Here is a 24,771-nt window from a genome sequence, read left to right as displayed (position 1 = left end):
TTCTCACGTCACTAAGTTATCGGGCCGGGCAAGCTGTGGATACAGCGCCGCTGTGGCCAGTGGGACCCTGTGGCTGATGAGTCGAGCCAGGGCCTTGAGTAATGCTTTGTTGTCGGCGGCGCCGCTATGTTTGCGATCGCAGCCAAAGGCTTTGATATCGCTGGAGAGCTGTTTTCCGGCCATCGCCTGGATAATGCTGCTGGTTTGGCTGTCGGCGCCGACCTCCAGAAACAGCTGCGCGCCATGTTTTCGGGCCCGTTGCAGCAGCGACTCCACATCGAGTGGCTGGCTGAAACAAGTCGCTATGGTCTCGGCTATCTGCTGGCGCTCAAGCCTGGCAGGTTTGAGCGGCTGCTCGCTGCCGGCGCTGATATAGATGGGCTGCGGCTGTTCAAGCTCACCCGAGAGTGGCCTGTCATAAAAGGCGGTCAATTCTGGCTTTACACGCAGGGCCGCCGGTGTGTGCATGGCGGTGACCCGGTTGGCGGCAACGCCGCGTTTGCCAAGGGCCTTTATCAGTGCCCGGCACTGAGCCTCATCCCCGGCCAGCACGCAGCTTGGCCCCTGACGTATGGCGAGGTAGACCCGCGAGTAAGCCGGGTTTTGCAATAATGGCGTGATGCTGCCTGTATCAATGCGCAGCAGAAAACTGTTCCAGCCGATGGCATCTCTGGCATCGAGTTGCCACTCCTGGCGCACGGCTGTGAGCGCGCCCGAGATCTGCTCTGAGAAAATCCGGCTTTCCAGCGTAGGTTTAACCAAAGCAAAAGGCTTGTCCCAGACGCCATTGGCGGCAAACATGGCCGCTTCGCCCATGGAGTAGCCGATGGCAAAGGCCGGGCAGAGCTTGAACTCCCGCCGCAGTATCTGCGTCAGCAGCACACTGGCGCCGACCCCGGCAACGGCTTGCTCGGCGAGTGTCATTGTTGGCGCTGGACTGGGTGTGGCCTCTTCTTTATCGCTCAAGGCTGATGCACAAGAAATATCGCTCAAGGCTGTTTCATTAGAAGCATCGCTCAAGGCTGTTGGCAGCAGGGTGGATAGGGCGACATTTTCGGCTGTTGCTGCGGCCTCAAAATCGGCATAACTCTTGGGGAAGGCCTGTTTTAAGGCGCCGAGCATGCCATGGTAAGCCGTGCCGACACCCGGATAGACAAAGCAGAGGCGAGCAGGGCCCAGCGGCTTGGCACAAAAAACGCTGCCATTTGGCGTAATAAGCTCAAGCTCTGGCAGTTCGGCCAAAGACGTTATTTTTTGAAGCTGACCCAGGAGCAATTCGCTCTCGGCAATAAGCTCGGCGGCATCTCGGCCAATAAGCGCCAGCGAATAGTATTCGCCGCCCTCGGGCGCTGTGCCTGAAAAACTCTGCTCCAGGGTTTTTAATTCATCCGTCAGCCAGTGCGCCAGAGCATCTGCGCTCATCGATTGGCTCAGGCGACTTTGGGCCTGCTGCAGCGCAGTTTGCGCCTCATTGAGCAGAGTCTTTGGGTTGGCAATCAAGGTCAGCGGTAAAAGCCAGGGCGCTCCTTGGGGGCAAAGGCCAGAAGTTGATTCTTTTCCAGAAGCCAAGCCGCTCACACCAGAGCTGTTCAGGCAAGAGTCGCTCAGGGCTGTTTCATCACAAGAACCGCTCAGGGCTGTTTTATCACAAGAACCGCTCAAGGCTGTTTCATCACAAGAGCCGCTCAAGGCTGTTTTATTATAAGAGCCGCTCAAGGCTGTTTCATCGCAATAACCGCTCAAGGCTGTGCCTTGGCTGAGGATCAGCGCCATAGCAGGGGAACTGAAGACCAGCGCCAGAGACTTGCCTTGAAAAGGCAACCCCGCCATTTTCTGCGCCAGGCGCCGCTTGGCAAATGCCTCCAGTTGCAGGCATAACTGCTCAAGCTCCAGCGGTTGCTCCAGAAACAGAGTGTCCCTTTCTTCCATCTCCGGGCGTTTTGCCTGCTGCCAGGCCTGCTTAAGAAGCTGCTGCGGCTTGTGAGCGCCATGGCTTAAGGCCTGCAGCAAGGCTTGGGGATGCAGTCTTGCTTGCGCCGCATCGACAGCGCTTAGCAGCAATAGCCGCTGCTTTGATGGCAGCACCAGGCTCAGGCTTGCCCCGGCCTTGACCTCGGTCACCAGCCAAGGCCAGTCGGGAGCCTGATTGCTATCAAACGCGATAGTGCGCAAGGCAGCCCTAAGCTTGGGCGCCAGGCTTTGCTCCTCTTCGACCAGGCACAGTGCCAGCCGCAGCGGCTTTTCGGCCGCAGACTCAGCTGGCTTTACTTCAATGTGAGGCATAGGGCCTATCGCTTTGCTCAAGGCCTTTCTCTATTACCTGTGGCGGCCTTGGCCGGTTCAAAGGCGGCATTGAGCCCCTTGCTAATGGTGACCTTGGCATTTTCCAGCCCGGTTTGCAGTTGGCCCTCGGCGTTGAACAGGGCCAGATCGGCGCTGAGCTGACGGCTGGAGTGCTTGGTCACCTGCAGGCGAATAAGGCCGGTGTCATTTTCAGGCAGCAGGGCGTTTTGCCAGAGCGCCGCCAGGGAGGAGGGCAGGCTGGCGGCATCGTATTTGAGCCGGGCCCAGATCAACATGGCCTGCAGCAGTGCGTCTTGCTGGATCAGGGCGCGATCTTCGCTCGATGCGGCATCTGGTAGCCGGTATTGGCAGCTAAGCCCTTGGTCGTCAAACTGCAGCACCTCAGTAATGGCCTGCAGCTGCGGGCCATGGAACAGGGCGCCGCTGTGATAAAACTCACTGCCTTGACGCACTTGGGGCTCACCTTCGCCTATCTCAGTCATAGAAACATGCGGCAGTGGCTGACTGGCTTGCTGCGGCATTAACGGCTGCTGTATTAACGGCAGTAGGGTCGCCTGATACTGAGGCCGCTCATCACAGCTGATGCTCGCCTGCAGCTCGCCGTCGGCTCCCAGAGCCAGGCTGAGCTGCAATCGCTTTTCATCACTGTCAAACACCACGCCTTTGAGCAGCTTATAGTCCACGGCGCGCCAATCGCCGCCAAAGAGGCTCTGGGCACTTTGCAGCATCCACTGGAGCGCGCAGACAGTCGGCCATACCGGATTGCCGCCAATGCAGTGATCTTTCAGCAGCGCCAGCTCCTGGCGCTTGATGCTGCGACTCAGGGTTTGCGGGCCGGCTTGGGCCTCTGGCGCATCTGTGTGGTTCATGCCTTGTTTGCCACCCGGGCCTTGCATGCTGGAGCCAATCAACAGCTGCGGCTCCGAGCGGGCCAGAATCGCCTCGGCAAACAGCTTGGCACCGGCTTCTCTTGGGATCACATAGACGCCGCGGGACTCAAACATCTGCTTCAGCGCCGCGTTGACCATGCCGCCATCCCAGGGGCCCCAGTTGAAACTGATCACTCGGGTGGTTGGCAACTCATGATGTAGCCGATGAGCGGTTTTATTGAGGATTTCATTGGCCATGGCGTAGTCGCTCTGGCCTGTGTTGCCGTAGAAACCGGCGGCGGAGGAAAACAGCGCCAACAGTTTTAAGTGCTCGGCGGCCTTTTTGTTTGGCGCCAAGGCTCTGAGCAAGGCGGAGAGGCCGCCAACTTTAGTGCCTGTAACCAATTCGAGTTCGGCGAGGGTCTTGTCGGCGATGTGTTTATCGGCCAACACCCCGGCGCCGTGAATAAGCCCGCTGATAGGCGCCAATGCTTGAATGGGCGCCAGTGTGGACGCGACCGCATCCGGGTTACTGACATCCAGGCTCAGGTATTCGGCGCTGGCACCTATGGCCTCAAAGCGCTTGAGCGCCGCGTGAATCTCAAGCGCGTTGACCAGAGGTTTTATCAGGGCTTCCACTTCCTTGGGCGAGGGCTTTTGCCCCTTGGCCAATAGCGCGGTGATTGCGGCTGCTTTTAGCTGACCGCTCTCAAGCCCTTGCGCCCAATCTGGAAAGGCTTCCAATGCCAAGGCCTTGCTGCGACCGGCGAGAATAAAGTGACTGCCACTTTGGCGGGCCAGCGCCAGGGCACAGTCCAGGGTGACGCCTTTTGCGCCCCCGGTCACCAGTATTTTATCTGAACTATCGAGTCTGCATGGCGCCAGGCTTGTATCGGCAGCATTCTGGTCATCGGCCGAAGTCGCTACCAGGGTCACTCTACCGGCGGCGCTTTTGCCCCACTCCAACGGATCCTGACTCGGGCTGTAGAGCGCATCCATGACTTGCGAGGCCAGCGCCGAGGCATCAAGCTCAGGAGCAAGATCCAACGCGCGGCAATGCACCTGAGGCCACTCCTGCGCCAGGGTCTTGGTTAAGCCAAACAGGGCGCTCTGATTCAATTCACAGGGCTGACCGCTGAAACCCAGCTGACCATCCATGCGCGCCACAGTGATAAAGGCGCGGCGGCCTTTTGTCGGCGTTTGCCAGGCTGGGCTCAAATGCTTGGCGAACAGGAAGCTCAGTTGTACCTGAGTCTTGGCCGTGATGTTGAGCGGCATCAACTCCTCGAGTTGTTCCCGCGGCAGTTGTGGCTGCAGATGGATATAGATGGCCACTTGCTGTTTGAGCCCGGCGATGAGCGCCTTGACACCGGCATCATCATTGCTGGCCAGAGTCAGGATTGGCAGCTTGCTATCCAGCGCCGATTGCGAATCGGTTGCCGCCGGGCGCACCAGAGTGACACTGATGCCACTGTCTGTCAGTTTCTTGGCCAGGACACCGGCATTGTGGCCGTCATCGAGCAGCAGCGCACAGCTGTTCGCGGCAAACAGAGCCTCGGCGCTTGCGCCTGAGAATCTATCTGCCGCCAGCAGCTTTTTTAGGCTGACTCCCGAATGGGGCGGCAAGGCCACACTCGGCTGAGTGTTTGGCATCTCATAGGTTTGGGTTAGCGGCTCGGTTGCATGCTCAGCGCTTGAGCCGGCAAAATAATCTATGATCTGCCCCAAGGTGCGGCATTCGCTTAAGCTTGCGGCGTCCAGCTGCGGCAGCTCAGGCAATTGGTCTTGCACTGTGCCGAGAATTTCTACCCGCTTGATGGAGTCGATACCGAGATCGGCCTCCATATCCATCCCCAGCTCAAGCATTTCGGCCGGGTAGCCGGTCTTGTCGGCCACTACCTGCAGCATGATTGCCGTGACATCACTAGCTGTGTTTGACAGGGCAGGGCTCGGCTGAATTGGCTCAGGCTGAACGCCGGAGTTCACACCGGCGCTTTGCTGCAGATAATCGACAATCTGCCCCAGGGTGCGGCATTCGCTTAGGGTGGCGGCGTCCAGCGGCGGCAGCTCTGGCAATTGGTCCTGCACTGTGCCCAAGATCTCCACCCGCTTGATGGAATCGATACCGAGGTCGGCTTCCATATCCATCCCCAGTTCCAGCATCTCTGCCGGGTAGCCGGTCTTGTCGGCCACTACCTGTAGCATGATTGCCGTGACATCACTCTTATTTGATACTGGCTCAGGCTGCACACTGGCGTTCACACCGGCGCTTTGCTGCAGATAGTCGACAATCTGCCCCAGGGTGCGGCATTCGCTTAGGGTGGCGGCGTCCAATTGTGGCAGCTCAGGCAAGGCATCCTGCACTGTGCCCAAGATCTCCACCCGCTTGATGGAATCGATACCGAGATCGGCCTCCATATCCATCCCCAGCTCGAGCATTTCTGTGGGGTAGCCGGTTTTGTCGGCCACTACCTGCAGCATCAGTGCCGTGACATCATTCTGATTTGCATGAGCAGTGTTTGATTGAGCTGCGTTTGATTGAGCCAGGGGTGGCTGAATACTGGCGTTCACTCCGGCGCTTTGCTGCAGATAGTCAACAATCTGCCCCAGGGTGCGGTATTCACTTAGGGTGGTGGCGTCCAGCTGTGGCAAGTTGGGCAAGGCATCCTGCACTGTGCCGAGAATTTCTACCCGCTTGATGGAATCGATACCGAGATCGGCCTCCATATCCATCCCCAGCTCGAGCATCTCTGTGGGGTAGCCTGTCTTGTCGGCCACCACCTGCAGCATCAGTGCCGTCACATCACTAGCTGTGTTTGATTGAGCCGCGTTTGACAGGGCAGGGCTCGGCTGAATTGGCTCGGATTGCACACTGGAATCCACACCGGCGCTTAGCTGCAGATAATCGACAATCTGCCCCAGGGTGCGGCATTCACTCAAGGTTGCGGCATCCAATTGTGGCAGCTCAGGCAAGGCATCCTGCACTGTGCCGAGAATTTCCACCCGCTTGATGGAGTCGATACCGAGATCGGCCTCCATGTCCATCCTCAGCTCGAGCATTTCCGTGGGGTAGCCTGTCTTATCTGCCACCACTTGCAGCATCAGCTCTTCGACACCTGTGCTTGGCTTGGCTGTGGTTACGGCTACTGCTGGGACAGGGTCTGGAGCTTGAGGCCAGCTCTGTAGCACTTGGCTTGGTTGCTGTGGCGTGCTTGCTGCTTTGACTGGCGCTGCGGCGTGAGTTAAAGGCGCTGCAGCCTGGACGGGCACTGGCACAGACACTGACACTGCTTGGGTTTGCTCTATATTGGGCAAAACAGCATTGGGCAACACAGACACAGTGCCGCCCTGAAGTTGTTGCAACAACTGCTGGGCGCCGAGATTTTGCGACTGAATAAAGTCGTTGTGGATCTTTAACGTCTCGGCCTGGTGCTGGTGGAACATGGCCAGGGTCTGATTGAGGCTGTCAGGAATCGCTTTGCCGGCCGTCGCCAGTTTTACTTGCTCTGCGAGTAGTTGCTGCACACTGTTGCCATATTGCAGTGGGATATTCAGAAACTGCTGATGCAGCTCGGCCAACTGTTGCTGGGCGCTGAAAAACTGCTGTAATCCGCTGCCGCTGTTTGCTGGGAGGCCGTTTGCAGCTTGTGGCGCTGTAGCTTGGCTCGGTTGACTCGGGTTCTGGCTTGCGGCCGCTACTGGGATCTCGACGATTTTTTCCACGACTTTCTCGACTATTTTTGTCTGTTGACTGACCCGGCCCTCTTTGAGTGAGGCCGCCATCTTCTGGGCGGTCGCCGGGCTGATATAGTTACTGGCACCGAGCTTGATAGTCATCGGTGAGGCCTGGTGTTTGGCCTGGGTTTGTACGGCGCGATAGGCATCGGGATCTGTCAGAGGCAGGCCCGCCAATGCCAGGCTGAGCAGGGCTTGCTTCAGCTCAGTGTCGGCGGCCAGTGAATCGATACAGCTTGGGTTGTCCAGCGACAGGAACAGGCATTCGGCGGCGCGATCGCCCAAGGTGGCTTGTGCCAACCTGGCCAGGGTGTTTTTCGGGCCAAACTCGACAAATATTCTGGCGCCGTCCCGGTACATGCTCTCTATCTGCTCACTGAAGCGCACCTGCTTGAGCATATGTTGCTCCAGGTTGGCTCTGAGGCTTTCGGCATCCTGTGCCAGCTTGTCACCTGTGGCATTGACATACAGAGGCGTTTTCGCATCGCTCAAGCCCTGGTGGGCAATCGCCTCGGCAAAGGGTTGCTGCGCATGGGCCACCAGCGGAGTGTGGAAGGCACCGGATACCGGCAGCGCTATGGCGCGCAAACCTGCCTCGTTCAGCTTGAGGTTGAGCCGGGCCACCGCTTCACTCGCGCCGGCAATCACAAGCTGAACCGGGCTGTTGATATTGGCTATCTGCACCTCGGGTTCAGTCTGCAGCAGCTGCTCGAGAGTATTGCGTTCAGTGGCCGAGGGCAGGATAACGGCGCTCATGGCGCCCGGATCTTTATCTTCGGGGACACTGGCCATGGCATCGCCTCGGGCGAAGGCCAGCGCGTAATAGCTCTCACGGCTCAAGGCACCAGCGGCGCGCAGTGCCGACAGCTCACCAAAGCTGTGACCGGCCAGCATATCCGCCTGGAATCCGGCCTGGCAAAGCAGAGTAAACTGTCCCATGCCAAGGGCGCCGATGGCGCTTTGGGCAAAGCGGGTATTGGCCAGTGCCAGTTCATCCTCTTTGCTGGCCTGGGGCGTGAATTTGGCTATCGGGAACACCCGCGCCGACAAGGGGCCCATGCCGTACTTGTCGGCTACGCCCTGGCGGGAAAACTCACGGTCGGCGGCGGCAAATTCGGCGCGAAGCTCGGGATAGAGCTGGGTTAGCCCAGAGCCCATATGTAGATACTGACTGCCTTGACCGGCAAACAGGGCGGCGGTCTTGGCCTCAGTCAAAGGCCCACAGCGGTACTCGACTCCCTGCTGTTGCCAACGGGTTTGCGGCTGTTCTTCAGCCGTGCTTTGCAGTTTGCTCAAGGCCAGTTGCAACTTATGCTGCAGCTCTATGGTGTTGCAGGCAAGCAGTCCCAGCCTGGGGCCTTGTACCTGTGTCTGGCTGCCGAGGCGATAGGGCGCGCACAGGGTTTCAAGGTCGTCATGGGCATCTGACTCCAGCGTCTTGAGCAGAGCGCTTATCTCTTGCTCCAGCGCCGGTTTGTCTGGTGCGCAAAACAGCAGCGGCAAAGGCGTGCGTCTCAGGCGAGAGGGTTGCTTGGGTAATTCGGGGCTGTGCTCTTCCAATACCAGGTGGAAGTTGGTGCCACCAAAGCCAAAGGAGCTGACGGCGGCGCGCCTCGGTGTACCGTCGGTTCTTGGCATCCAGGGGCGGGTTTGAGTGTTGAGATAGAAGGGCGATTGCTCCACTGCCATCTTGGGGTTGGGCTGCTTCACATTGATGGTGGGCGGCAACACCTTGTGATGCAGCGCCAAAGCCGCCTTGATCACCCCGGCGGTGCCGGCGGTCGATTTGGTATGGCCCACCTGGGACTTGATTGAACCCAGCGCAATGTGCTGCAGCTCAGGATTATCCTGACTCATTACGGCGTTGAGGCCGCTGAATTCGGCCACATCACCGGCAGCAGTACCTGTGCCGTGGGCTTCCATCAGGCCCAGAGTATGGGGCGGGAACCCGGCATCATCGTAGGCCCGCTGCAGTGCCTTGGCCTGGCCCTCGGGGCGCGGCGCGTAAATGCTCTTGAACTTGCCGTCGCTGGAGGCGCCAACCCCTTTGATCACCGCATAGATGCGGTCACCGTCGCGCTCGGCATCCTCCAGGCGTTTCAGCGCCACCATGCCTATGCCTTCGCCTATCATCATGCCGCGGGAGTCGGCGTCGAACGGCTTTATCTGCTCATCGCTGGTAAAGGCCGGGGTCTTGGAGAAGCTCATGTACATATAGGCGGAGTTGTCGGTGCAGACGCCTCCGGTGAGCATCATATCGCTGCGGCCTTCAGTCAGCTCGGTGAGCGCCATACGCATTGCCGCCAGAGAGCCGGCACAGGCGGCGTCGACCACACAGTTCATGCCGCCGAGATCGAAACGGTTGGCAATCCGACCGGCGATAACATTGCCGAGCGACCCAGGGAAGGAGTTTTCCTCCCAATGTATGTATTGGTCCTGGAACTTGCGGATCAGCATTTCGCTGTCCTGCTCACTGACGCCACTCTCGCGGAACACCTTTTTCAGCACAGGGTATTGCAGCCTGGCATTGAGGCTTTGGCTGATCTTCTGGCCACCGCCAATCCCCAAGGTGATGCCGATGCGGTCGCGATCATAGTCCGAGCCTTCATGGATACCTGCATCCTCCAACACCTCTTTGGCTACCACCAGCGACAGCAGCTGCGAGGTGTCGGTCAGTTCGAGGATATTGGGCGGCAGACCAAACTCCATGGGGTTGAAATCCACTTCCGGGATAAAGCCGCCGCGCTTGCAGTAACTCTTGTCGGCGGCTTTCTTGTCGGGGTCAAAATAGTCGGCCACTTGCCAGCGGTCGGCGGGCACTTGGGTGATGGCATCTATCTTGTCGCAGATCAGATCCCAAAACTGGTTCAGATAACGGCTGCCGGCAAACAGGCTCGCCATGCCGACTATGGCAATCGGCGTGTCTTTCAGCCTTTTGTTGAGGCGTTTGTCTATCTGAGAGGCTTGTTCTTGGCTCATTGAGCATCTCCATTGGTGGCTGCAAGTTGCGGCCTGGGTTTGCGCCCTGCCTTGGCGGCAGCGGGAAACCTGGACTGGAAAATATGGTAGTTGCGTACCAGCAAGCGGCGTAGTGCAAACGGGGCACGCTTGAGGACGTAGGCTATGTAGCGGTCGGCGGCGAGGGTGTCGTCATCCTGATAGATGTCGACATAGACCCAACCGCTGACGGGATCCATCCCTATGAGTACCGAATGGGTCTGTTGGCCAATGGGAATACTCATGGCTTCGACCTGAACCACAGTGTGTTCATCGGTACTGGGCAGCATCAACGCATCGGCGAGCGTTTGGCTGTTGAGGGTGTAGGTTTGCATTTTGCTGCCGCTGTAGACCGGCAGCTTATTGAAGTGTTTCGGTGGCAGCGAGTGCGCGGCATCGATATTGTCGAGCCGGGATGCGCCGTGGCGTTTCAGACAGCGGGCCAGCCCGGAGCGCGAAACATGGGGATTGATAAACTCCTGGGTGACTTGCAACAGCCTGTCCAGCGGCATCTTGAGCTGCCAGCGCAGCCCGACAACCACATACTCCTGAATATCGCTCAGAGTGGTATTCAGATGATGCGGGGTGTGGGATTGATCCTGGGTCGACTCGCGTTTACGCCACTTGCGAACGGTTGCTTCACTGATATTCAGTAACCGTGCCAGTTGGCTGACATTGAGCTCCGACTCCTGGATAAAGCGGCGCATTTCCGGGGTGGTGGTGGCATTACGATGACGCCGTTTTCCGGTTTGAGTTTGCTTCATAATCAGCTGGGACTGGGCCCTTGGACTTCCTTTCTCGCCTGTCTGCCATGGTTGCAAACTTCCACAATACTGAGCGTCAGGCTGTTATTTCAGTAACAGGTGAAGCAGATTACCAGTGCCTGCCGCTCGATACAATCATCTGGGACTGAAAATCCTGCTTTTGTTTTAAAGACTTTTGTTCGCTAACTTCGCTTGTTGTTAACTTGTTTTTAAATTGATATAAATTGGTTGTTTTGGTTTTTTGTGCTGTAAAAATGGATATCTGATACCTATTTATCCCTAATCCCCAGTGGTCTGTTGCAGCTTATATTGCAGCTTATGTTACAACCTGGGTATCTGCCTTTAGGGCAACTGGATGAACTGGCATCAGCAACAGAAATGGAGAGTGTCAGGTGTATTTAACAAAAAATAATCTACTGGGAATGGCGAGTGCTGCCTTGTTTACTGTACTCGGCGCCGGTTGCAGTGGTACCAGTGCCACTACCGCCGAGTTGTCGCCTGAGGACGCGGCCCGCCAACAAAGACTCGATGAACAGGGATACCGCTGCGACCGGGTTAGGGTTACCGGCAGCAATATTCCCAACCGCCGCTGTACAACCGCCCAGCAGCGGGAAAGAGAGCGGGAAGAGGCGAGAGCCTATGTCGATAAAATGAATCAGCAAAACATGAATGATTAGCACTTGAGACCGAGGGGGAGGCCAAGGCAAAATAGCCTACTCCCCCTTGGTTTTTTGGAGTCTCCCATCAACGCCGTGCAACTCTTTTTGTATCCCTTACGCCAGAGTGAGCCTTTAAAAATAAAAGACCTGGCGCTGTGTCTGACGCCGGCCGAGCGGGAAAAGTTTGCCCGAATAAGCCATAAAGAGGTTAAGCAACGGGCAATAACAAGCCGCGCCTTGCTGAGAAAGACCCTGAGTACTCAAGCGCCGCTTGCAGCCCGGGAGTGGTGTTTCGATTATGGTCCCCAGGGTAAGCCGCGCCTTTGTGATGAGCAGTTTCAACAGACTCAGCTGCATTTTAACCTCAGTCACAGCGGTGATTGGCTGCTGTTGGCATTGCTGAAACATCCTTCTCCTGAGTTGCAACTCGGAGTCGATATAGAGCGTTTACGGATGCGCACGGCTATCGATACTGTGATGCGCCACTATTTTGCGCCTTTTGAGCTGCAGCAATTACGAAATCTGGATGATGCCACGCGGCGAGAGGCGTTTTTCGACCTCTGGGCCTTGAAAGAGTCTTATATCAAGGCGACCGGCAAGGGGTTGGCGCAGCCGCTCGATGGGTTTGCGTTTGACTTGAGCTCAGGGGAGGCATGCTCGGCCGAGCGGCCAGCCGAGATTGTTGCGATGCGCCGTGGGCTTTTGCTAAAGCCTAAGGAAAACACCCAATGGCAGAGTTGGCTTGGCCATATGGAGCCGGGTTATCGATTGGCCCTGACGCTGGGGGCGCCTGCAGCCATCAACTGGCAACTGCTGTGGCACCTTGGTCAGTAGCACTCTGAAATAGGTTACCGGCAAGAATGAAAAAGCGGCTTTAAAGCCGCTTTATGTTCGATTACTGTCTTGCCAGGCGTTGGCTTTCCGGCACGTGCTCAAAGTCACTGCGGAAAGGGTTGATGTCCAATCCGCCTCTGCGGGTGTAGCGGGCGTAGACGGTCAACTTGCTGCAATGGCAGAAACGCTTCAGATCGGTGAATATCCGCTCGACACACTGCTCGTGGAACTCGTTATGCTGGCGGAAAGAGATCAGATAACGCAGCAGTTTTTCCCTGTCTATCTTGGGGCCCTGGTAGCGGATCATCACGCTGCCCCAATCAGGCTGTGAGGTGATCAAACAGTTGGACTTAAGCAGGTTGGAGTTCAAGGTCTCGGCGACTATCTGCTTGTCGTCTGTGCTGTCCTCGAGCCATTTGGGGTTGAACTCATAGTCGCTGACTTCAATATCCAGATCGTCAATGCAGTGCCCCGGCAGCTCAACAACTCTCTGACTGTTGAAGTGCTTGGGCTCAATCACTCTGACTTTTACCTCGCCATTGGCACAGCGGCTCAGATCTTGGGTCAGGGTCTGCTCGACGGCTTCAGTACTGTCAAAGCGGGTTTGATTGAAACTGTTCAGATAGAGCTTGAAGGATTTGGACTCAATTAAATGCTCACTGTTGAGATCCAGCTGGAACTCGGCGATGGCCACCATGGGCTTGCCCTTGGCATTGAGCCAGGAGAGTTCATAGCCGGTCCAGATATCGGCCCCCTGAAACGGCAGAGGCGCACTCAGGTTGATTGCATCACGGTTGAGTTTGCGGGGCACACCCTGCAACAGCTCAGGGGCGTAATGCTCTTGATAATCTGTCTGCTGACCCAGTGTCAGGCCAGATAAGGCTTCGGCGTTCCGGTAAGGGTCGTGATTCTGTGTCATCAAGCGGGTTTCCGTGTCAAAATAGGCCACCATTATACCTGAATTTGGAAGTGCGATAAGTGTCTTGTGCCCAGGCGTTGGAGCAATTTCTCAGCCGTTATCATCAAAGTTACCAGTCGAGTCTGGGGGAAGGCCCCAGATATTATGCCAGGGGAGAAGCCTCGCCCTGTTTGCTGCAGGAGAATGGCGAAGATCCGCTACTGTGGCAGACTATTCGCCGTGAACAGCCAGGCAGTTTTGCCAATGTCAGTCATGCGCTGGAGTTGCCGTTGCATGCCGATATCGACGAGTTTTATGGACAGTTTTTTGCCGCGCATCTGTTGTTTGAAGCCGATTTCGGCGAAGGGGAACTACTGCAGCCCTGGAGCCAGGACGATTTTGAGTTTCTGCAGCAGAATCTGATTGGGCACCTGATGATGAAACGCAAGCTCAAGCAGCCACCGACCTGGTTTATCGGTCTATTGGGGCAAGGTGATGAGATGATCTGCGTGGATAATGAAACCGGTGCTGTCTGGCGTGAGACCCCTGGTGAGCTCCCCTCAAAGAAGCTGGCAGACAGTCTGGAAGAGTTTCTTGTTATGTTGCGCCCCAGAGTGGCGCCGGCGGTTGAGCCTGTGGAGCCGGCAATGGCGAATGTCGACCATCCCGGTCTCTGGGCGCGGATGAAGCTTATGTGGCAACACCTGTTTTCCCGCCGCTGACAGTCGGGGTTACCACAATCACTATTGATTGATGATCACTGCTATTGATGATCCTAGACTATTGATTGTCCCAGTTTATTGATGATCCCAGGAGAGGTTGGAGACTATCCGGCAGTTGTCACAGCGGAAATGAAACAGATCCAGCAACGGGCTGGGTTGGCGCCAGTCCGGGTTGCCGCAACGGGGGCAAGGACGGGCCAATTCGGCTTGCTTACTCTCTCCCCCGACCCGGTAAAGGTAGTAATAGGTAGGAATTTTGGTCAGATATTCGATACGGCCGCGCAGATCCCAGCCGCGGCGGAACAGATCGCTATCCGGGCTGGAAAGCTCCTCAAGTGCGGCAAATTCGGCCTTGGTTGCTGCGGCCATCTGCAGTTCATCACAGGCTTGCCACTCGGTTTGCCAACGGATCACCCGCTTGTGATCGCCGTTGAAGGTCGCGGGAATGCGGTAGAGTGGAATGGGTAGCAAGTTATCGCCGCTGCGCAGCGGCGAGCACATATGCACATAGCTGGTATAAAGCAGCTGCCAACTTGGGGGCTCCAGGGTGCTGACCTCGGAATTGATATCCTGACCTATGAGCTTTTCCTTGGGGGCCAGCAGTTTGGCCTCGGTTAACTGCTGCAACGCCTGTTTGGCCCAGGGACTGTTGTGCCTGTTGGCCAGACTGGTTTCTTCCGGTAGCAGCAGCCTGACTCTGAACTCCCCGTCCCTAAAGGCCACCGCAAATTCCCGTCCCAATACCTGACCGTTGGCCCGCCAGGCCTCAAGCAGGGTATTGATGGCTTTTTCTGCGGCGCTGATAGTGGTGTTGGCAAAGCATTCAAACCTGAGTTCGCAGACAAACATTATTGCTGTTCCTCAAGCTTGGCGAGTCTTTGTTGCAAGGCCGCGAATTCTTGTTTCAGTTGCTGCTGTTCCTGGCGTAGCTGGCTGATTTCCTGCTGGAGAACTTCTACTGTGGTGACAGCTTGTTGTGGCACGGTTTCTTGCAGTTGAGGTGCGTCTTCAAGCAGTTTTTCCCGTTCACTCTCTGGCAGGGATTTGAAACGCTGCAGACCTTCAACCAGCAGTGGCATTGGTAACTTGTTGCCGAGTCTTGCCTTAATCAGTGCCAGAGAGGGAGTATGGCCGCTTTGGGCTACTGCCGCCGCGGCGGCCATGACCTGTTCCAGTGGAGTGGACATCTTGGTAAAAAACCTCACATTTTCGCGAATAGCTACATAGTGCAGCAGTTGTTTGCTTTTATCATTTTGATATTTATCGGTTTATTTGTTGGCCTGCATGTTGCATAGCGTTTGCTGCATTTGCTTAACAAAAGTCAACATTTGATAAATATAACAAGGAGTGACAATGAACAAGTTATTACTGCCACTGATGGGGATTGCAAGCTTAGGGCTTAGTGCCTGTGTGGTCAATGTCGGCGATCACGAAGCCAACTGGGATGAAAAGGAGTCCTGGCAATTGCAGCAACAGCAAAATCAGCAACAACTGGCCAAGTTGACTCTGGGGATGGATCAGCAACAGGTGCAGCAGCTCATGGGGCAGGCCGACTTTAATGAAGCCTTTCTCTCCAATGATCAGCAAGTACAGGTACTGTTTTACCGTACCCGCCACAGACACAGTGATGGCAAGACCACCAAGGATGAGTGCACCCCCTTGGTGTTTCGCGATCAACAACTGATTGGCTGGGGCGATAAGGCTTACGCGCAGCTGTAATTCAAACTCATCCCAATTCCAATCAACTCCTGAGCTGGGCGTCCAAATGGTCTATGGTGTCTGACCATTGGGCGTCCTCGGCCAGAGCCTCCGTTAAAAAAGTGCGCTGCGCTTCATTCCAGAATGGTGCATCCACCAGTTTGACTCCCTCGGGGATAGAATGTGCGCCGATAAAGCCTTCTATCGCCTTGCTGCTGCTGGGGAGTCCCAATTGCTCAAATAAATGGGCCAAGTCTGTGTGGGTGGTATCCATATTCTGACCTCCTGAAATCCCGACATATATTGCCAAGGTGATGAGTGATGGGTGAACAAGCCTTAATAAAACAGATAGTAAGCCTTATTCCTTCCCCTTAGCTTATACCAATCTGCCTAAAGATGAAGTGACAATGCCTGGCAAGCAAGATCAAGATATTGCACTTTGATCCAATATTGTTAAATTGGAAATTGCCCTTTTGGCTGACAAGGACAACAACAAATGGAAACCCAGACTCCCGATTCTCTGCGTGCCGTCTACCTGACAGCGGAAGATTTGCGCCTGGCCGCATCAATTCTCTATAACGCCTATCACTATGATGCGTTTTTTCAGCAGACCTTGCCGGCCGCCAATGCCGTCGAATATGAACAAAAGCTCAGAGCCGCGATCCGTGAAGAGCTCAATGAGCTTTGGCAACAGGAGCAGCCTCTTATTGGGTTGTTCGACGCTGAGCGCTTGATTGGGGTTGCCTGCGTGGTGACCTCATCACTTCCCCAAGGGGAGGGACGCTATTGGCATTGGCGTTTGAAAATGCTGCTGGGGACAGGCTGGCAATCGACGCAGAAGTTGATGCAGAAGGAGAATTCAATTCTGGAGCACCTGCCGGCTACTGAATACGGCATTATACAGTTCATTGCAGTAGCTTTAACCGAGCAGCGCAAGGGTTATGGCAAGTTGCTCGTCCAGGCGGTATTGGGTTGGTGTGATGAGCAGCCGGAGCTGGAAGGGGTTGGAGTCTTTGTGACTGAGGATGGCCATTCTCATCTGTTCCGAGAGCAAGGCTTTGTACCCGTGGTTGAGCTCAATATAGGGCAGTTAACCGGAGAGTTGCTCTTTTACCACAGTCATACTGATGATGACGTCTACCAATAACAGGAGTTAAGAATGGAGCAAAAGTACAAGAGTTTTGCTGAGTTTTATCCTTTCTATCTATCTCAGCATTCCGATCCCGTATGCCGAGGTTTGCATTATCTAGGTTCGACCCTGGTATTGCTTATTCTGTTATTCAGCCTGCTTAGTGGACAATTTGTATGGCTCTTGGCTCTGCCTGTGGTGGGTTATGGCTTTGCCTGGATTGGTCACTTTGGTTTTGAACACAATAAGCCGGCGACCTTTCAATACCCAGTCTACAGCTTGATGGCTGACTGGGTCATGTTGGCCCAATTTGTCAGTGGCAAACGTCGTTTCTGAGTGTTTTTGGTTATTTACCAGTACCAATGTGAGATATGTCTCACAAAGCTGTGCGACAAACATAAGACTTATTTGCTGTTCTTACTGGCGAATAATTAAATATTGTTAATAAACAAGTGATTAGCATTTCATTAGAGACTGCTGAATATTTGTCATTCCCAGCCTGTTCTAAAATTGACCATCTCAAAGAGGGGTCCTTGGGTACACTTAAGTTGTGGTCAGGGCAGGATGCTTTGACAGAGCTTCCAAGGAAAGGAACTGAAGTTACGAGCCTCAAGGAAGAGAGGGCCTCAAGGAAGAGGGAGCTGCAAGGAAAGCAATGCCAAGGAGTTTAAGGCGGCAGCTAAGGCGGGGCAAGTGTCAGGATGACACGTTTGGGAAAGGCCTATGCAAGGACGAGCTGCAAGGAAGCCTGCTAAATGGATTTCAGTCATGGATGACAATCAAGACAGGACGTCTTGAAACCATTCCAGGGAAGCTCAAACCAAGGAAACGGCTCGCAGGGAAAGCAGTATCCAGGATGGATACACAGGAGATTTTTCCGGTAATAAGGAAATTGCCGCGCCAGGAAAGGCAATTTGAGACAGGAAGGTCTGCTAAGGAAAGCGTTTAGGACGAAGTAGGGGACAGGCTCAGGGATGCCAGCCTTTGGGTTAAGGGAATACCCAACTCATGGACGACAGCTGCTAGTGGATGGGCAAACATGGAAGATGAGTGCCAGGAGGCCACAAGGAGGCTCAAGGGAATTGAGCAGACACCAGGATGGTTGTAAGCAGGGATGAAAAGATAGCTTGGAAGCTGTCGTAACTGAGACAAGGTGTCCACAGGAAGAGATTCATACGCATGGAAGGTGCAGGGAGCACAACTCAGCGGGATGGCTGACAGCAGTAAATAGGGCGCGTCTTAGGACGCGCCTTTTCTTTTGCTGTTTTTTCTTATAGGGCGTCATTAAAGCTAGGGTCATTCCGGTACTGATTTATAGGCGATGTGTCTTTAACTACACATCGTTTTCCATTAAAGCCGGGCATCGTGTGCGAGATGTCTCACAAGGCTGTGAGACAAACAAGAGTTAAATAGAGGGTTTTGTCGTTAAAAAACAATTAAGCCTTTTAAAATTAATTGGTTATGCACTCCATTTCAATTGCTACAAAAAAGTTGCACGAGTTATTGAACGGTTTCTGTACAGCCCTGGGGCCGGGATTGGATTAGTATTTAAGTCATCCAAGGACAAGGATGATTCAGGGAACAAGGTCAGGAAGACCTAAACCGTGAGGAACACGGTCCAGGGATGACTCAAGGAAGATGCCTATCAGGATGATGGCAAACAGGGAAAGGTACTGACCCAAGGAATGTGGTCAGCGTCAGGAAGACGAAACAGGATGTATTGAACGGATGCGCAAGGACGATACTGGACACGCTTAAGGATAGAGCAAGGCCCGATCAAGGGATAATCGGGACTAAGGGAACAGGTACGCAAGTACAGGGACTCACCAGGATGGTATAGGGAGCGCAGGACGCACGGCAGACGCATGGATGGTGCAGGGAAGCAACTTAATAGCTGGAAGGCTTAACAGAGAAACAGATGGGCGCGGCTTAATTGTCGCGCCCTTTCTTATTTAAGGGATTTTTTATTTGGGGACTTAAATGGTTCTCAAACTTTGATGGCGCAAGAGTCTGCTGCCATTTTTCTGATTTTTTATCTGTGTAACCTGGCAAACTTTACTGATTCTTCAACGACGGGGTTGGCTCAGTTTTCTGTCAGATGCAGCAAAATATCAGCGGCACTTACCCGAACTGCAACCTCCGCGGGAGCCACAACCGCCACCGACGCTGCCTCTGGCAGTTGGCGCTTCATGCCACTCGGGTTCGGGAAATATTGGCCATTCAATTTTCTGGATCTGTTTACCGTGCATCAGGATGTGGCCGCGATACTGGTTGATGCCATCGGTACTGAACTCAAACATAAAGCGTGCATTCCAGCACAGGCCGTTCTTGCCGCCTATGCTGGGACGGGCTGACTCCATGGCGATGGCCAGCATCTGCACCTTTTGCCGTTGGCATTCCCGCTCGGCAAATATCCGACTGAGTTCGGCCATTTGTCGCAACTGCCAGAAAAACGCAGCAATCATTACCAGCGCTGCGATCAGGAGAAAATCTGTCATCATTCTGTGGTCGCCCTGAACAGACCGCCGATGGCGCCGGATAGGCGGTCACTGCGGTGGGGATTGCGAAGTTCGCTCAATACCTGGGTACGTATCCCGGGTATGGCCACAATATCAGCAAAGATTTGATTAAAGAAGCTTTGCTCCTGCAAAGCCAAAGCCTCGAGATAAATTTTGCGGCACTCATCCTGTTTCAGGCTATACCAGCAACGGGCGGCGATGGCGATCAAGGCGTCAATATTCAGCGCCTGCTGACTATCCAGCTCTGTTATCGCCTGTTGGCAGAGTTCAGGGTGAGATGCCAAGGCGCGAAGGAAGTAAACCTTATGCTCGGGGGCAGCGTCTTTGAATGCCTGGAAGAGCGTTTCGGCAAGCGGCTCTGGCAATAGTATATGTTCCAGTTGCTGGCAAAGGGCAATTTGCACCTCGGCGGCGCCTTTGCTCAACCCTTGTTGCAACAGGGCTGAGTGATCCAGTTCATTGACCCGGGCACAGATATCCGCCAACCCTTGCAGTCCCAAATGTTGCCAGTTTTCGGCAGCCACCTTGCCGCTCAGGTATTGGCAGGCATATTCATACTGCACAGAAGCGGCTTGTCCCAGTTGTTTGCGCACCAAGGCGTTGAACAGAGCCAGTTTTTCCTGCGGCGGCTTGAAACTGAAGGGATGATTGGCCATCTGTTGCTGTTGGGCTTCGGTCAGTTCACGGGTCAGGTTTTCCCCCATGGCTTCAAGCAACATCTGAATAAACTGGCTGCGTGCAGCAGGGACCAGGAGTCCGTGCTCATCCAAAGGTAATTTCAGGAACCAGATATATTGCTGATTACTGCCATCCCAGAACACCAGGGCAAACTGGGCATGCCCTTGTATAGGGAAGGGATAGGGGCTTTGAAGGGCCTCTATCTGATGAAAAGCCATGGGATCTATGTGTTGCACCCGGCGGCCGAGATCATAGACCTGATATTGGGTGTTGGCGGCGCTGAGAAGTTCGCTGAGGGTAGTGATACTGTCCATGCTCGTTTGACTCTTGTACAACAAATGCGGTGCATTATAGGGATAAGCTTGGCCCGATGGTATGATTGGTGCCAATTTATTGTTTTGGATCTGCGAGGTGACAGATGCCTTTTCTGGCGACTGAAAAACTCCTGTTGGCCATAGAGGCCGAGTTGAAAGCGCAGGGAATGTGGAGCGCAACCGAACCTGGCGCGGCAGCCATGGCCAGTCAGGCGCCCTTTGCCTGCGACAGCATGGCATTTGAAGCCTGGTTGCAGTTTATTTTGTTGCCCAAAATGCGCACGCTGATAGACGCCGAAATGCCGCTGCCATCAGCCATAGCAACTGCACCTATGGCCGAGCATGTCTGGGGCGAAGCGCCCACATACCGTAATTTGATCACTTTGTTGAGAACCTTGGATGAACTCCTTACCAAACAAGCAAGATGAGACCCAGATTCAAGCCGAGATTTCGGAGCAAGCTTTGACACCTGTGGATGAAGAGTGCCCCGAGATCCGTATCCTCTATGAAGATGAACACTTGGTTGCCATCCATAAACCGGCGGGATTACTGGTGCATAGAACCTATCTGGCGCGAAAAGAGCGTTTTTTCGCCATGCAGCTGACCCGTGATCTGGTGGGTTGCCATGTGTTTCCGGTGCACAGGTTGGATAGGCCGACCTCGGGTGTCTTGTTGTTTGCCAAGAGCAGTGAAATTGCCGCTATTTTATGTCAGCAGTTTGCCGGGCGCGAGACACGCAAAGAGTATCTGGCCCTGGTGCGCGGCAATATGCACCAAGCCGGTACACTGGACTATCCACTCAAAGAAGAGCTCGATGCCGTGGCCGATAAACATGCCGACCGCAACAAGGAAGCCCAGGACGCCATTACTCAATATGCGCCGCTACTCAATGCCGAGATCCCTTTCCCGTCAGGGCGTTACCCCAGCAGTCGTTTTGCCTTGATACGTCTCTCGCCGCAGACTGGGCGCAAGCATCAGCTCAGAAGGCATATGGCTCATCTGCGTCACCCCATCATAGGTGACACCACCCACGGCGATGGCAAGCAAAACCGTTTCTTTCGCGAACACTTCGGCCTCAACCGTTTATGGTTGTTGGCTCAGAGCTTGAGTTTTACTCACCCAACGACAGGCGAACCCGTCACCATAGTGACAGAGCCGGAGGCCGAATGGCTGCAAGTGTTCGAAGGCCTGGGCTGGGACGAGTCCCAGCTTGAGTCAGACAGCGGTTTGCTGCTGGCTTAGGGAAGGTGCGAATAAGTCCTCGTGGCCTTCTCTTTTGTAGAGAGTGGCTTGCACAGCAATTGGCGTTCAAGACATCTGACTGAAGGCATGCCGGGGCATGTCGAAGTCGGATAACGCAGAGAGCTGGTTGCTGTGAAAGCCCCGAAGGGCGTGGCTTACAGACCTGTCTGCTATGTTGTGCTTCTTGCAAAGGACTAGGGCCATTTGCTGCGAACCACGCCTTGCATCCAGGCCCGTAAGCCGACGCAGAGCACACATGGGACTTGTTCGCACCTTCCTTAGGTTTCGTCTTTATTGGTGCGCTTGTGCATCATGTCAAGTAAGGGACGATAGGCGTCGAGTGGATAGTGGGCATGGTGTTGGTCTTGTTGAGCGGCTCTGAAGTAACACATACGGCGGACATGAGTTGCCCTTTGGTGTTGCTTCTGAAGTTTCTGCCTGCTGCTCTGTCGCATCGCTGCGTTTCCTTATCGCCAGTGGCGTGTCGGCTTGGTGTCTGTTGATGCTTGTGCTTGCAGCACAAGCAGACGATACAGTATGGTGGAGAACAATGAATATTGGCTCCGAGGTGCAGAGTATAACATGAAAAAAGTGAACCTGGTGTTTGGAACTGTCTATGGTAACGCCCAGTTTGTTGCCGAGACACTCCTGAAGCAGCTCCAGACTCATGGTGTGGATGCTAAACTTTGGCAAAGTCATGAGCTTAAAGGATATGTACCGACTGCCGATGAGTATTTGTTGCTGGTCTCTTCCACTACCGGCCAAGGGGATCTTCCGGATGATATTTTGCCCTGGTTTTTGGAACTGAAAGACACGGCCCCTTACTTACCAGACCTTAGATACGGGGTTATTGCCCTGGGAGACTCGAGTTATGAGACTTTCTGCGGCGCAGGTAAACAATTGGATGAACTGTTTGCGGAGCTTGGTGCCAAACGTGTCGGTGAGCGTTTGGAGATTGATGCCTGCGAAACCATGGAACCCGAGGTCGAGGCTCAAGCATGGCTCAACAACTGGCTACCCCTGCTGAAAACAGAACCGGGCGCCTGAAAGGCTTTTCACAACATTGGTTTAAGTTTGCCCAGCGCCTGAGTCAGGCGCTGCTTGTCCCCATAGCTATCCTGCCTGCTGCCGGGGTGATGAAAGGCCTGGCCAGTACGCCGACAGGTATTTTGTCTCCTTCGCTCAATGAGCTGTTTGCCACCACAGGCAATCTCATCTTCACTATGATGCCGCTGCTGTTTGCCATCGCCATTGCCATAGGCTTTTGTCGCGATCAGGGGATTGCCGCCTTCAGTGCGGCGTTCGGCTTTGGGGTATTCAGTTCCACCTTATCGCTGCTGGCCTCGCAAAACCCCGTGCACACCTCAGTCTGGCTCGGAGTGGTGACCATAGATACAGGTATTGCCGGTGGTATGTTGCTTGGGGTGATGACCTGCCTGGCGATGGCCATGAGTCGTCACTTGCGTTTGCCGGCTATCTTTTCCTTCTTTGAGGGGCGCCGCAGCGCACCATTGCTGATGTTGCCGTTGGCTGTGTTGCTGGCCTATTTGCTGGCGCTTATCTGGCCACCTTTGGCTCACTATATTGAGGTGTTCTCCAACTGGGCTGTGTATCAAAAGCCGCAGCTGGCCTTTGCCATCTATGGCACAGTGGAGCGCCTCTTGTTGCCACTTGGGCTGCACCATATCTGGAATGCGCCTTTCTACCTGGAGCTTGGGCAGTATTATCAGGATGGTGAATGGCTCAGAGGCGAAGTGGCACGCTACCTCGCCGGCGATCCCCAGGCCGGCAATCTGGCCGGTGGCTATCTCATCAAGATGTGGGGCCTGCCGGCGGCGGCCCTGGCGATTTGGCGCTGTGCCGACAAGAGTGAACGCAATCGGGTGGCCGGCATCATGCTGTCGGCGGCGGCAACCAGTTGGCTTACCGGGGTGACTGAGCCGATTGAGTTTGCCTTCCTGTTTGTGGCGCCTTTGCTGTATCTGGTGCACGCACTGCTGACCGGGCTGGCTTATGCTGTCTGTATCTGGCTCGACATTCACTATGGATTGGTGTTTTCCAATGGTTTGCTGGATTTTGCCCTTCTGTGGCATCAATCTGCCAACGCCGGTTGGTTTCTTATCCTGGGCCCCTTGACCGCAGTCATCTATTATCTGATTTTCCGCGCTTCCATCATGGCATTCAATCTCAAGACGCCGGGGCGGCTGGAGCCGGAAACCGCCTCGGGCGGCAATCTGCTGGCCATGATAGGCGCGCTCGGCGGCGCTGCCAATATCCGCAATCTCAGCGCCTGTATGACCCGCTTGCGCCTGAGTGTCGAACGCCCAGAGCTGGTGGACAAGTCCCGCCTGTTGGGATTGGGAGCCAAGGGCGTGATAGTGGTAGGGCAGGGCGTCCAGGTGGTGTTTGGCACCAAGGCCGAGACCTTGAGAGGGCTTTTGCAAAAGTATCTGGACAGTCGCCAGGCAAGCCGGAGATAACGGGCTGCTTTTGATGAATAAATTTTAAGCGCGCCAGCGGCGAGACTGTGGCATATTCAAACTTTGATGCAGCGACAGGAGCCGATATGCCACGCAAAATACTGATGATTGATTGTGCCGATGAATATGGGCTTATCGCCAGAGTCACTGGGGTATGCTTTCAGCACAGACTGAACATCATCAAGAACAACGAGTTTGTCGATAATCAGCAGGGGCGCTTTTTCATGCGTACCGAACTTGAAGGCGAGTTCGATGAAACTAAGCTGCTGAAGGAGTTGGCCGAGGTCCTGCCTAAACAAAACCATATGAAACTGGTGGATGCCGGACGCAAGCGCATAGTGGTGCTGGCGACCAAGGAGGCCCATTGCCTCGGGGATCTCTTGATGAAAACCTACTATGGTGCTCTCGATGTGGAGATAGCCGCCATAGTGGCCAACTACGACACGCTGGCACCGCTGGCGGCCAAGTTTGAGGTGCCTTTTCATCACGTCTGTCATCAGGGGTTGGATCGCAGCGCCCACGAGCGCGCCATGTTGGAGATTATCGCCGGCTACCAGCCTGAATACCTGGTACTGGCCAAATATATGCGGGTACTCACCCCAGAGTTTGTCGAGCAGTATCCCAATAAGATAATCAATATTCATCACTCCTTCCTGCCGGCCTTTATCGGCGCCAATCCCTATCGTCAGGCGTGGGAGCGCGGGGTGAAGATTATTGGTGCCACGGCGCACTTTGTGAATAACTGCTTGGATGAGGGACCTATCATCAAGCAGGACGTGATCCCTGTGGATCACAGTTACAGCGCGGCAGATATGGCCAAAGCCGGCCGAGATGTGGAAAAAAGTGTTCTCAGCCGGGCTCTGGCGCTGGTACTCAATGAACAGGTCGTGGTGTACGGCAACAAGACCTTGGTGTTTTAACCCGAGTGT

21 protein-coding genes are annotated in these 24,771 nt (G+C 54.8%); 11 read left to right on the top strand and 10 right to left on the bottom strand.

All coding sequences use genetic code 11. The features are described from left to right. Positions 1-3 precede the first annotated feature (3 nt). From ACWAU4_RS15640 to ACWAU4_RS15630, 3 genes are read right to left on the bottom strand one after another with little or no spacing between them, the layout of a single operon-like run. Positions 4-2,304 (bottom strand): PfaB family protein, encoded by a 2,301-nt coding sequence (locus ACWAU4_RS15640; protein ID WP_208124959.1) that lies wholly within the window; start codon positions 2,302-2,304, stop codon positions 4-6. Further along, complete coding sequence (locus tag ACWAU4_RS15635) at positions 2,301-9,887, bottom strand: SDR family NAD(P)-dependent oxidoreductase (protein ID WP_454290324.1); 7,587 nt, start codon at positions 9,885-9,887, stop codon at positions 2,301-2,303. The genes ACWAU4_RS15640 and ACWAU4_RS15635 overlap by 4 nt, the downstream gene beginning before the upstream one ends. After that, positions 9,884-10,669 carry a helix-turn-helix domain-containing protein gene (locus tag ACWAU4_RS15630; RefSeq protein ID WP_208124957.1) on the bottom strand — a complete coding sequence of 262 codons (786 nt, stop codon included), beginning with the start codon at positions 10,667-10,669 and terminating at the stop codon, positions 9,884-9,886. Before ACWAU4_RS15630 ends, ACWAU4_RS15635 begins: the two co-directional genes overlap by 4 nt. A 392-nt stretch (positions 10,670-11,061) precedes the next feature. Here ACWAU4_RS15630 and ACWAU4_RS15625 point away from each other — a divergent pair, with 392 nt between their 5' ends. After that, positions 11,062-11,346 carry a hypothetical protein gene (locus ACWAU4_RS15625; protein WP_129978400.1) on the top strand — a complete coding sequence of 95 codons (285 nt, stop codon included), beginning with the start codon at positions 11,062-11,064 and terminating at the stop codon, positions 11,344-11,346. A 75-nt stretch (positions 11,347-11,421) separates the two neighbouring features. Further along, on the top strand, positions 11,422-12,162 hold the full coding sequence (locus ACWAU4_RS15620; protein ID WP_208124956.1) for a 4'-phosphopantetheinyl transferase family protein: 741 nt from the start codon (positions 11,422-11,424) through the stop codon (positions 12,160-12,162). Positions 12,163-12,223: 61 nt separating this feature from the next. On the opposite strand, the gene queF is transcribed toward ACWAU4_RS15620, so the two are convergent. After that, a complete protein-coding gene (gene queF, locus ACWAU4_RS15615) occupies positions 12,224-13,081 on the bottom strand; it encodes an NADPH-dependent 7-cyano-7-deazaguanine reductase QueF (RefSeq protein ID WP_025887237.1) in 858 nt (285 codons plus the stop codon). A gap of 59 nt (positions 13,082-13,140) precedes the next feature. Between queF and syd the strand changes: the two genes are divergently transcribed. Further along, on the top strand, positions 13,141-13,782 hold the full coding sequence (syd, locus tag ACWAU4_RS15610) for a SecY-interacting protein (RefSeq protein ID WP_144221236.1): 642 nt from the start codon (positions 13,141-13,143) through the stop codon (positions 13,780-13,782). Positions 13,783-13,857: 75 nt separating this feature from the next. On the opposite strand, the gene ACWAU4_RS15605 is transcribed toward syd, so the two are convergent. Both ACWAU4_RS15605 and ACWAU4_RS15600 read right to left on the bottom strand, forming a co-directional pair. Beyond that, positions 13,858-14,631, bottom strand: a complete 774-nt coding sequence (locus tag ACWAU4_RS15605; RefSeq protein ID WP_025010967.1) for a Zn-ribbon-containing protein — start codon at positions 14,629-14,631, stop codon at positions 13,858-13,860. After that, positions 14,631-14,969, bottom strand: a complete 339-nt coding sequence (locus ACWAU4_RS15600) for a hypothetical protein (RefSeq protein WP_025010968.1) — start codon at positions 14,967-14,969, stop codon at positions 14,631-14,633. The genes ACWAU4_RS15605 and ACWAU4_RS15600 overlap by 1 nt, the downstream gene beginning before the upstream one ends. A 166-nt stretch (positions 14,970-15,135) precedes the next feature. Between ACWAU4_RS15600 and ACWAU4_RS15595 the strand changes: the two genes are divergently transcribed. Continuing rightward, positions 15,136-15,501, top strand: a complete 366-nt coding sequence (locus ACWAU4_RS15595; RefSeq protein WP_037466957.1) for a DUF3192 domain-containing protein — start codon at positions 15,136-15,138, stop codon at positions 15,499-15,501. Between the two features lie 22 nt (positions 15,502-15,523). On the opposite strand, the gene ACWAU4_RS15590 is transcribed toward ACWAU4_RS15595, so the two are convergent. After that, positions 15,524-15,754 (bottom strand): DUF2789 domain-containing protein, encoded by a 231-nt coding sequence (locus ACWAU4_RS15590; protein ID WP_025887242.1) that lies wholly within the window; start codon positions 15,752-15,754, stop codon positions 15,524-15,526. 222 nt (positions 15,755-15,976) lie between these two features. Between ACWAU4_RS15590 and ACWAU4_RS15585 the strand changes: the two genes are divergently transcribed. Continuing rightward, positions 15,977-16,627, top strand: coding sequence for a GNAT family N-acetyltransferase (locus ACWAU4_RS15585; RefSeq protein ID WP_096142629.1), 651 nt, complete (start codon positions 15,977-15,979; stop codon positions 16,625-16,627). A 12-nt stretch (positions 16,628-16,639) separates the two neighbouring features. After that, complete coding sequence (locus ACWAU4_RS15580) at positions 16,640-16,945, top strand: DUF962 domain-containing protein (RefSeq protein WP_025887243.1); 306 nt, start codon at positions 16,640-16,642, stop codon at positions 16,943-16,945. Between the two features lie 1,775 nt (positions 16,946-18,720). On the opposite strand, the gene ACWAU4_RS15575 is transcribed toward ACWAU4_RS15580, so the two are convergent. Continuing rightward, complete coding sequence (locus tag ACWAU4_RS15575; RefSeq protein WP_025010973.1) at positions 18,721-19,110, bottom strand: DUF3301 domain-containing protein; 390 nt, start codon at positions 19,108-19,110, stop codon at positions 18,721-18,723. After that, positions 19,107-20,120, bottom strand: a complete 1,014-nt coding sequence (locus ACWAU4_RS15570; protein WP_208124955.1) for a DUF3549 family protein — start codon at positions 20,118-20,120, stop codon at positions 19,107-19,109. Before ACWAU4_RS15570 ends, ACWAU4_RS15575 begins: the two co-directional genes overlap by 4 nt. A gap of 104 nt (positions 20,121-20,224) precedes the next feature. On the opposite strand from ACWAU4_RS15570, the gene ACWAU4_RS15565 reads away from it, so the two are divergent. Both ACWAU4_RS15565 and truC read left to right on the top strand, forming a co-directional pair. After that, on the top strand, positions 20,225-20,548 hold the full coding sequence (locus ACWAU4_RS15565) for a YqcC family protein (protein ID WP_028779843.1): 324 nt from the start codon (positions 20,225-20,227) through the stop codon (positions 20,546-20,548). Continuing rightward, a complete protein-coding gene (gene truC / locus ACWAU4_RS15560; RefSeq protein ID WP_144132626.1) occupies positions 20,520-21,362 on the top strand; it encodes a tRNA pseudouridine(65) synthase TruC in 843 nt (280 codons plus the stop codon). The genes ACWAU4_RS15565 and truC overlap by 29 nt, the downstream gene beginning before the upstream one ends. A 278-nt stretch (positions 21,363-21,640) precedes the next feature. Here the strand turns inward: truC and ACWAU4_RS15555 are convergent, their stop codons facing one another. Continuing rightward, positions 21,641-21,817, bottom strand: a complete 177-nt coding sequence (locus ACWAU4_RS15555) for a hypothetical protein (RefSeq protein WP_096142632.1) — start codon at positions 21,815-21,817, stop codon at positions 21,641-21,643. 127 nt (positions 21,818-21,944) lie between these two features. Here ACWAU4_RS15555 and ACWAU4_RS15550 point away from each other — a divergent pair, with 127 nt between their 5' ends. From ACWAU4_RS15550 to purU, 3 genes are all read left to right on the top strand, one after another. Continuing rightward, positions 21,945-22,409 (top strand): flavodoxin, encoded by a 465-nt coding sequence (locus ACWAU4_RS15550; RefSeq protein ID WP_028779863.1) that lies wholly within the window; start codon positions 21,945-21,947, stop codon positions 22,407-22,409. Next, entirely contained in the window at positions 22,361-23,842 is a 1,482-nt protein-coding gene (locus ACWAU4_RS15545) for a PTS transporter subunit EIIC (RefSeq protein WP_208124954.1), read from the top strand. Before ACWAU4_RS15550 ends, ACWAU4_RS15545 begins: the two co-directional genes overlap by 49 nt. Before the next feature lie 86 nt (positions 23,843-23,928). Then, positions 23,929-24,762, top strand: a complete 834-nt coding sequence (gene purU, locus ACWAU4_RS15540; RefSeq protein ID WP_044734902.1) for a formyltetrahydrofolate deformylase — start codon at positions 23,929-23,931, stop codon at positions 24,760-24,762. Positions 24,763-24,771: the final 9 nt, after the last annotated feature.

It is taken from the genome of Shewanella sp. FeAMO (assembly GCF_053653955.1).
This window is presented reverse-complemented; position numbering and strand designations above follow the sequence as displayed.

Coding starts and splice junctions, on each gene's coding strand:
- ACWAU4_RS15555 (WP_096142632.1), bottom strand. CDS start 21,817: ATGCGACAGAGCAGCAGGCAGAAACTTCAGAAGCAACACCAAAGGGCA.
- ACWAU4_RS15570 (WP_208124955.1), bottom strand. CDS start 20,120: ATGGACAGTATCACTACCCTCAGCGAACTTCTCAGCGCCGCCAACACC.
- ACWAU4_RS15550 (WP_028779863.1), top strand. CDS start 21,945: ATGAAAAAAGTGAACCTGGTGTTTGGAACTGTCTATGGTAACGCCCAG.
- ACWAU4_RS15635 (WP_454290324.1), bottom strand. CDS start 9,887: ATGAGCCAAGAACAAGCCTCTCAGATAGACAAACGCCTCAACAAAAGG.
- ACWAU4_RS15595 (WP_037466957.1), top strand. CDS start 15,136: ATGAACAAGTTATTACTGCCACTGATGGGGATTGCAAGCTTAGGGCTT.
- ACWAU4_RS15565 (WP_028779843.1), top strand. CDS start 20,225: ATGCCTTTTCTGGCGACTGAAAAACTCCTGTTGGCCATAGAGGCCGAG.
- ACWAU4_RS15585 (WP_096142629.1), top strand. CDS start 15,977: ATGGAAACCCAGACTCCCGATTCTCTGCGTGCCGTCTACCTGACAGCG.
- ACWAU4_RS15600 (WP_025010968.1), bottom strand. CDS start 14,969: ATGTCCACTCCACTGGAACAGGTCATGGCCGCCGCGGCGGCAGTAGCC.
- ACWAU4_RS15580 (WP_025887243.1), top strand. CDS start 16,640: ATGGAGCAAAAGTACAAGAGTTTTGCTGAGTTTTATCCTTTCTATCTA.
- truC (WP_144132626.1), top strand. CDS start 20,520: ATGAACTCCTTACCAAACAAGCAAGATGAGACCCAGATTCAAGCCGAG.
- purU (WP_044734902.1), top strand. CDS start 23,929: ATGCCACGCAAAATACTGATGATTGATTGTGCCGATGAATATGGGCTT.
- ACWAU4_RS15605 (WP_025010967.1), bottom strand. CDS start 14,631: ATGTTTGTCTGCGAACTCAGGTTTGAATGCTTTGCCAACACCACTATC.
- ACWAU4_RS15575 (WP_025010973.1), bottom strand. CDS start 19,110: ATGATGACAGATTTTCTCCTGATCGCAGCGCTGGTAATGATTGCTGCG.
- queF (WP_025887237.1), bottom strand. CDS start 13,081: ATGACACAGAATCACGACCCTTACCGGAACGCCGAAGCCTTATCTGGC.
- ACWAU4_RS15590 (WP_025887242.1), bottom strand. CDS start 15,754: ATGGATACCACCCACACAGACTTGGCCCATTTATTTGAGCAATTGGGA.
- ACWAU4_RS15630 (WP_208124957.1), bottom strand. CDS start 10,669: ATGAAGCAAACTCAAACCGGAAAACGGCGTCATCGTAATGCCACCACC.
- ACWAU4_RS15545 (WP_208124954.1), top strand. CDS start 22,361: ATGGCTCAACAACTGGCTACCCCTGCTGAAAACAGAACCGGGCGCCTG.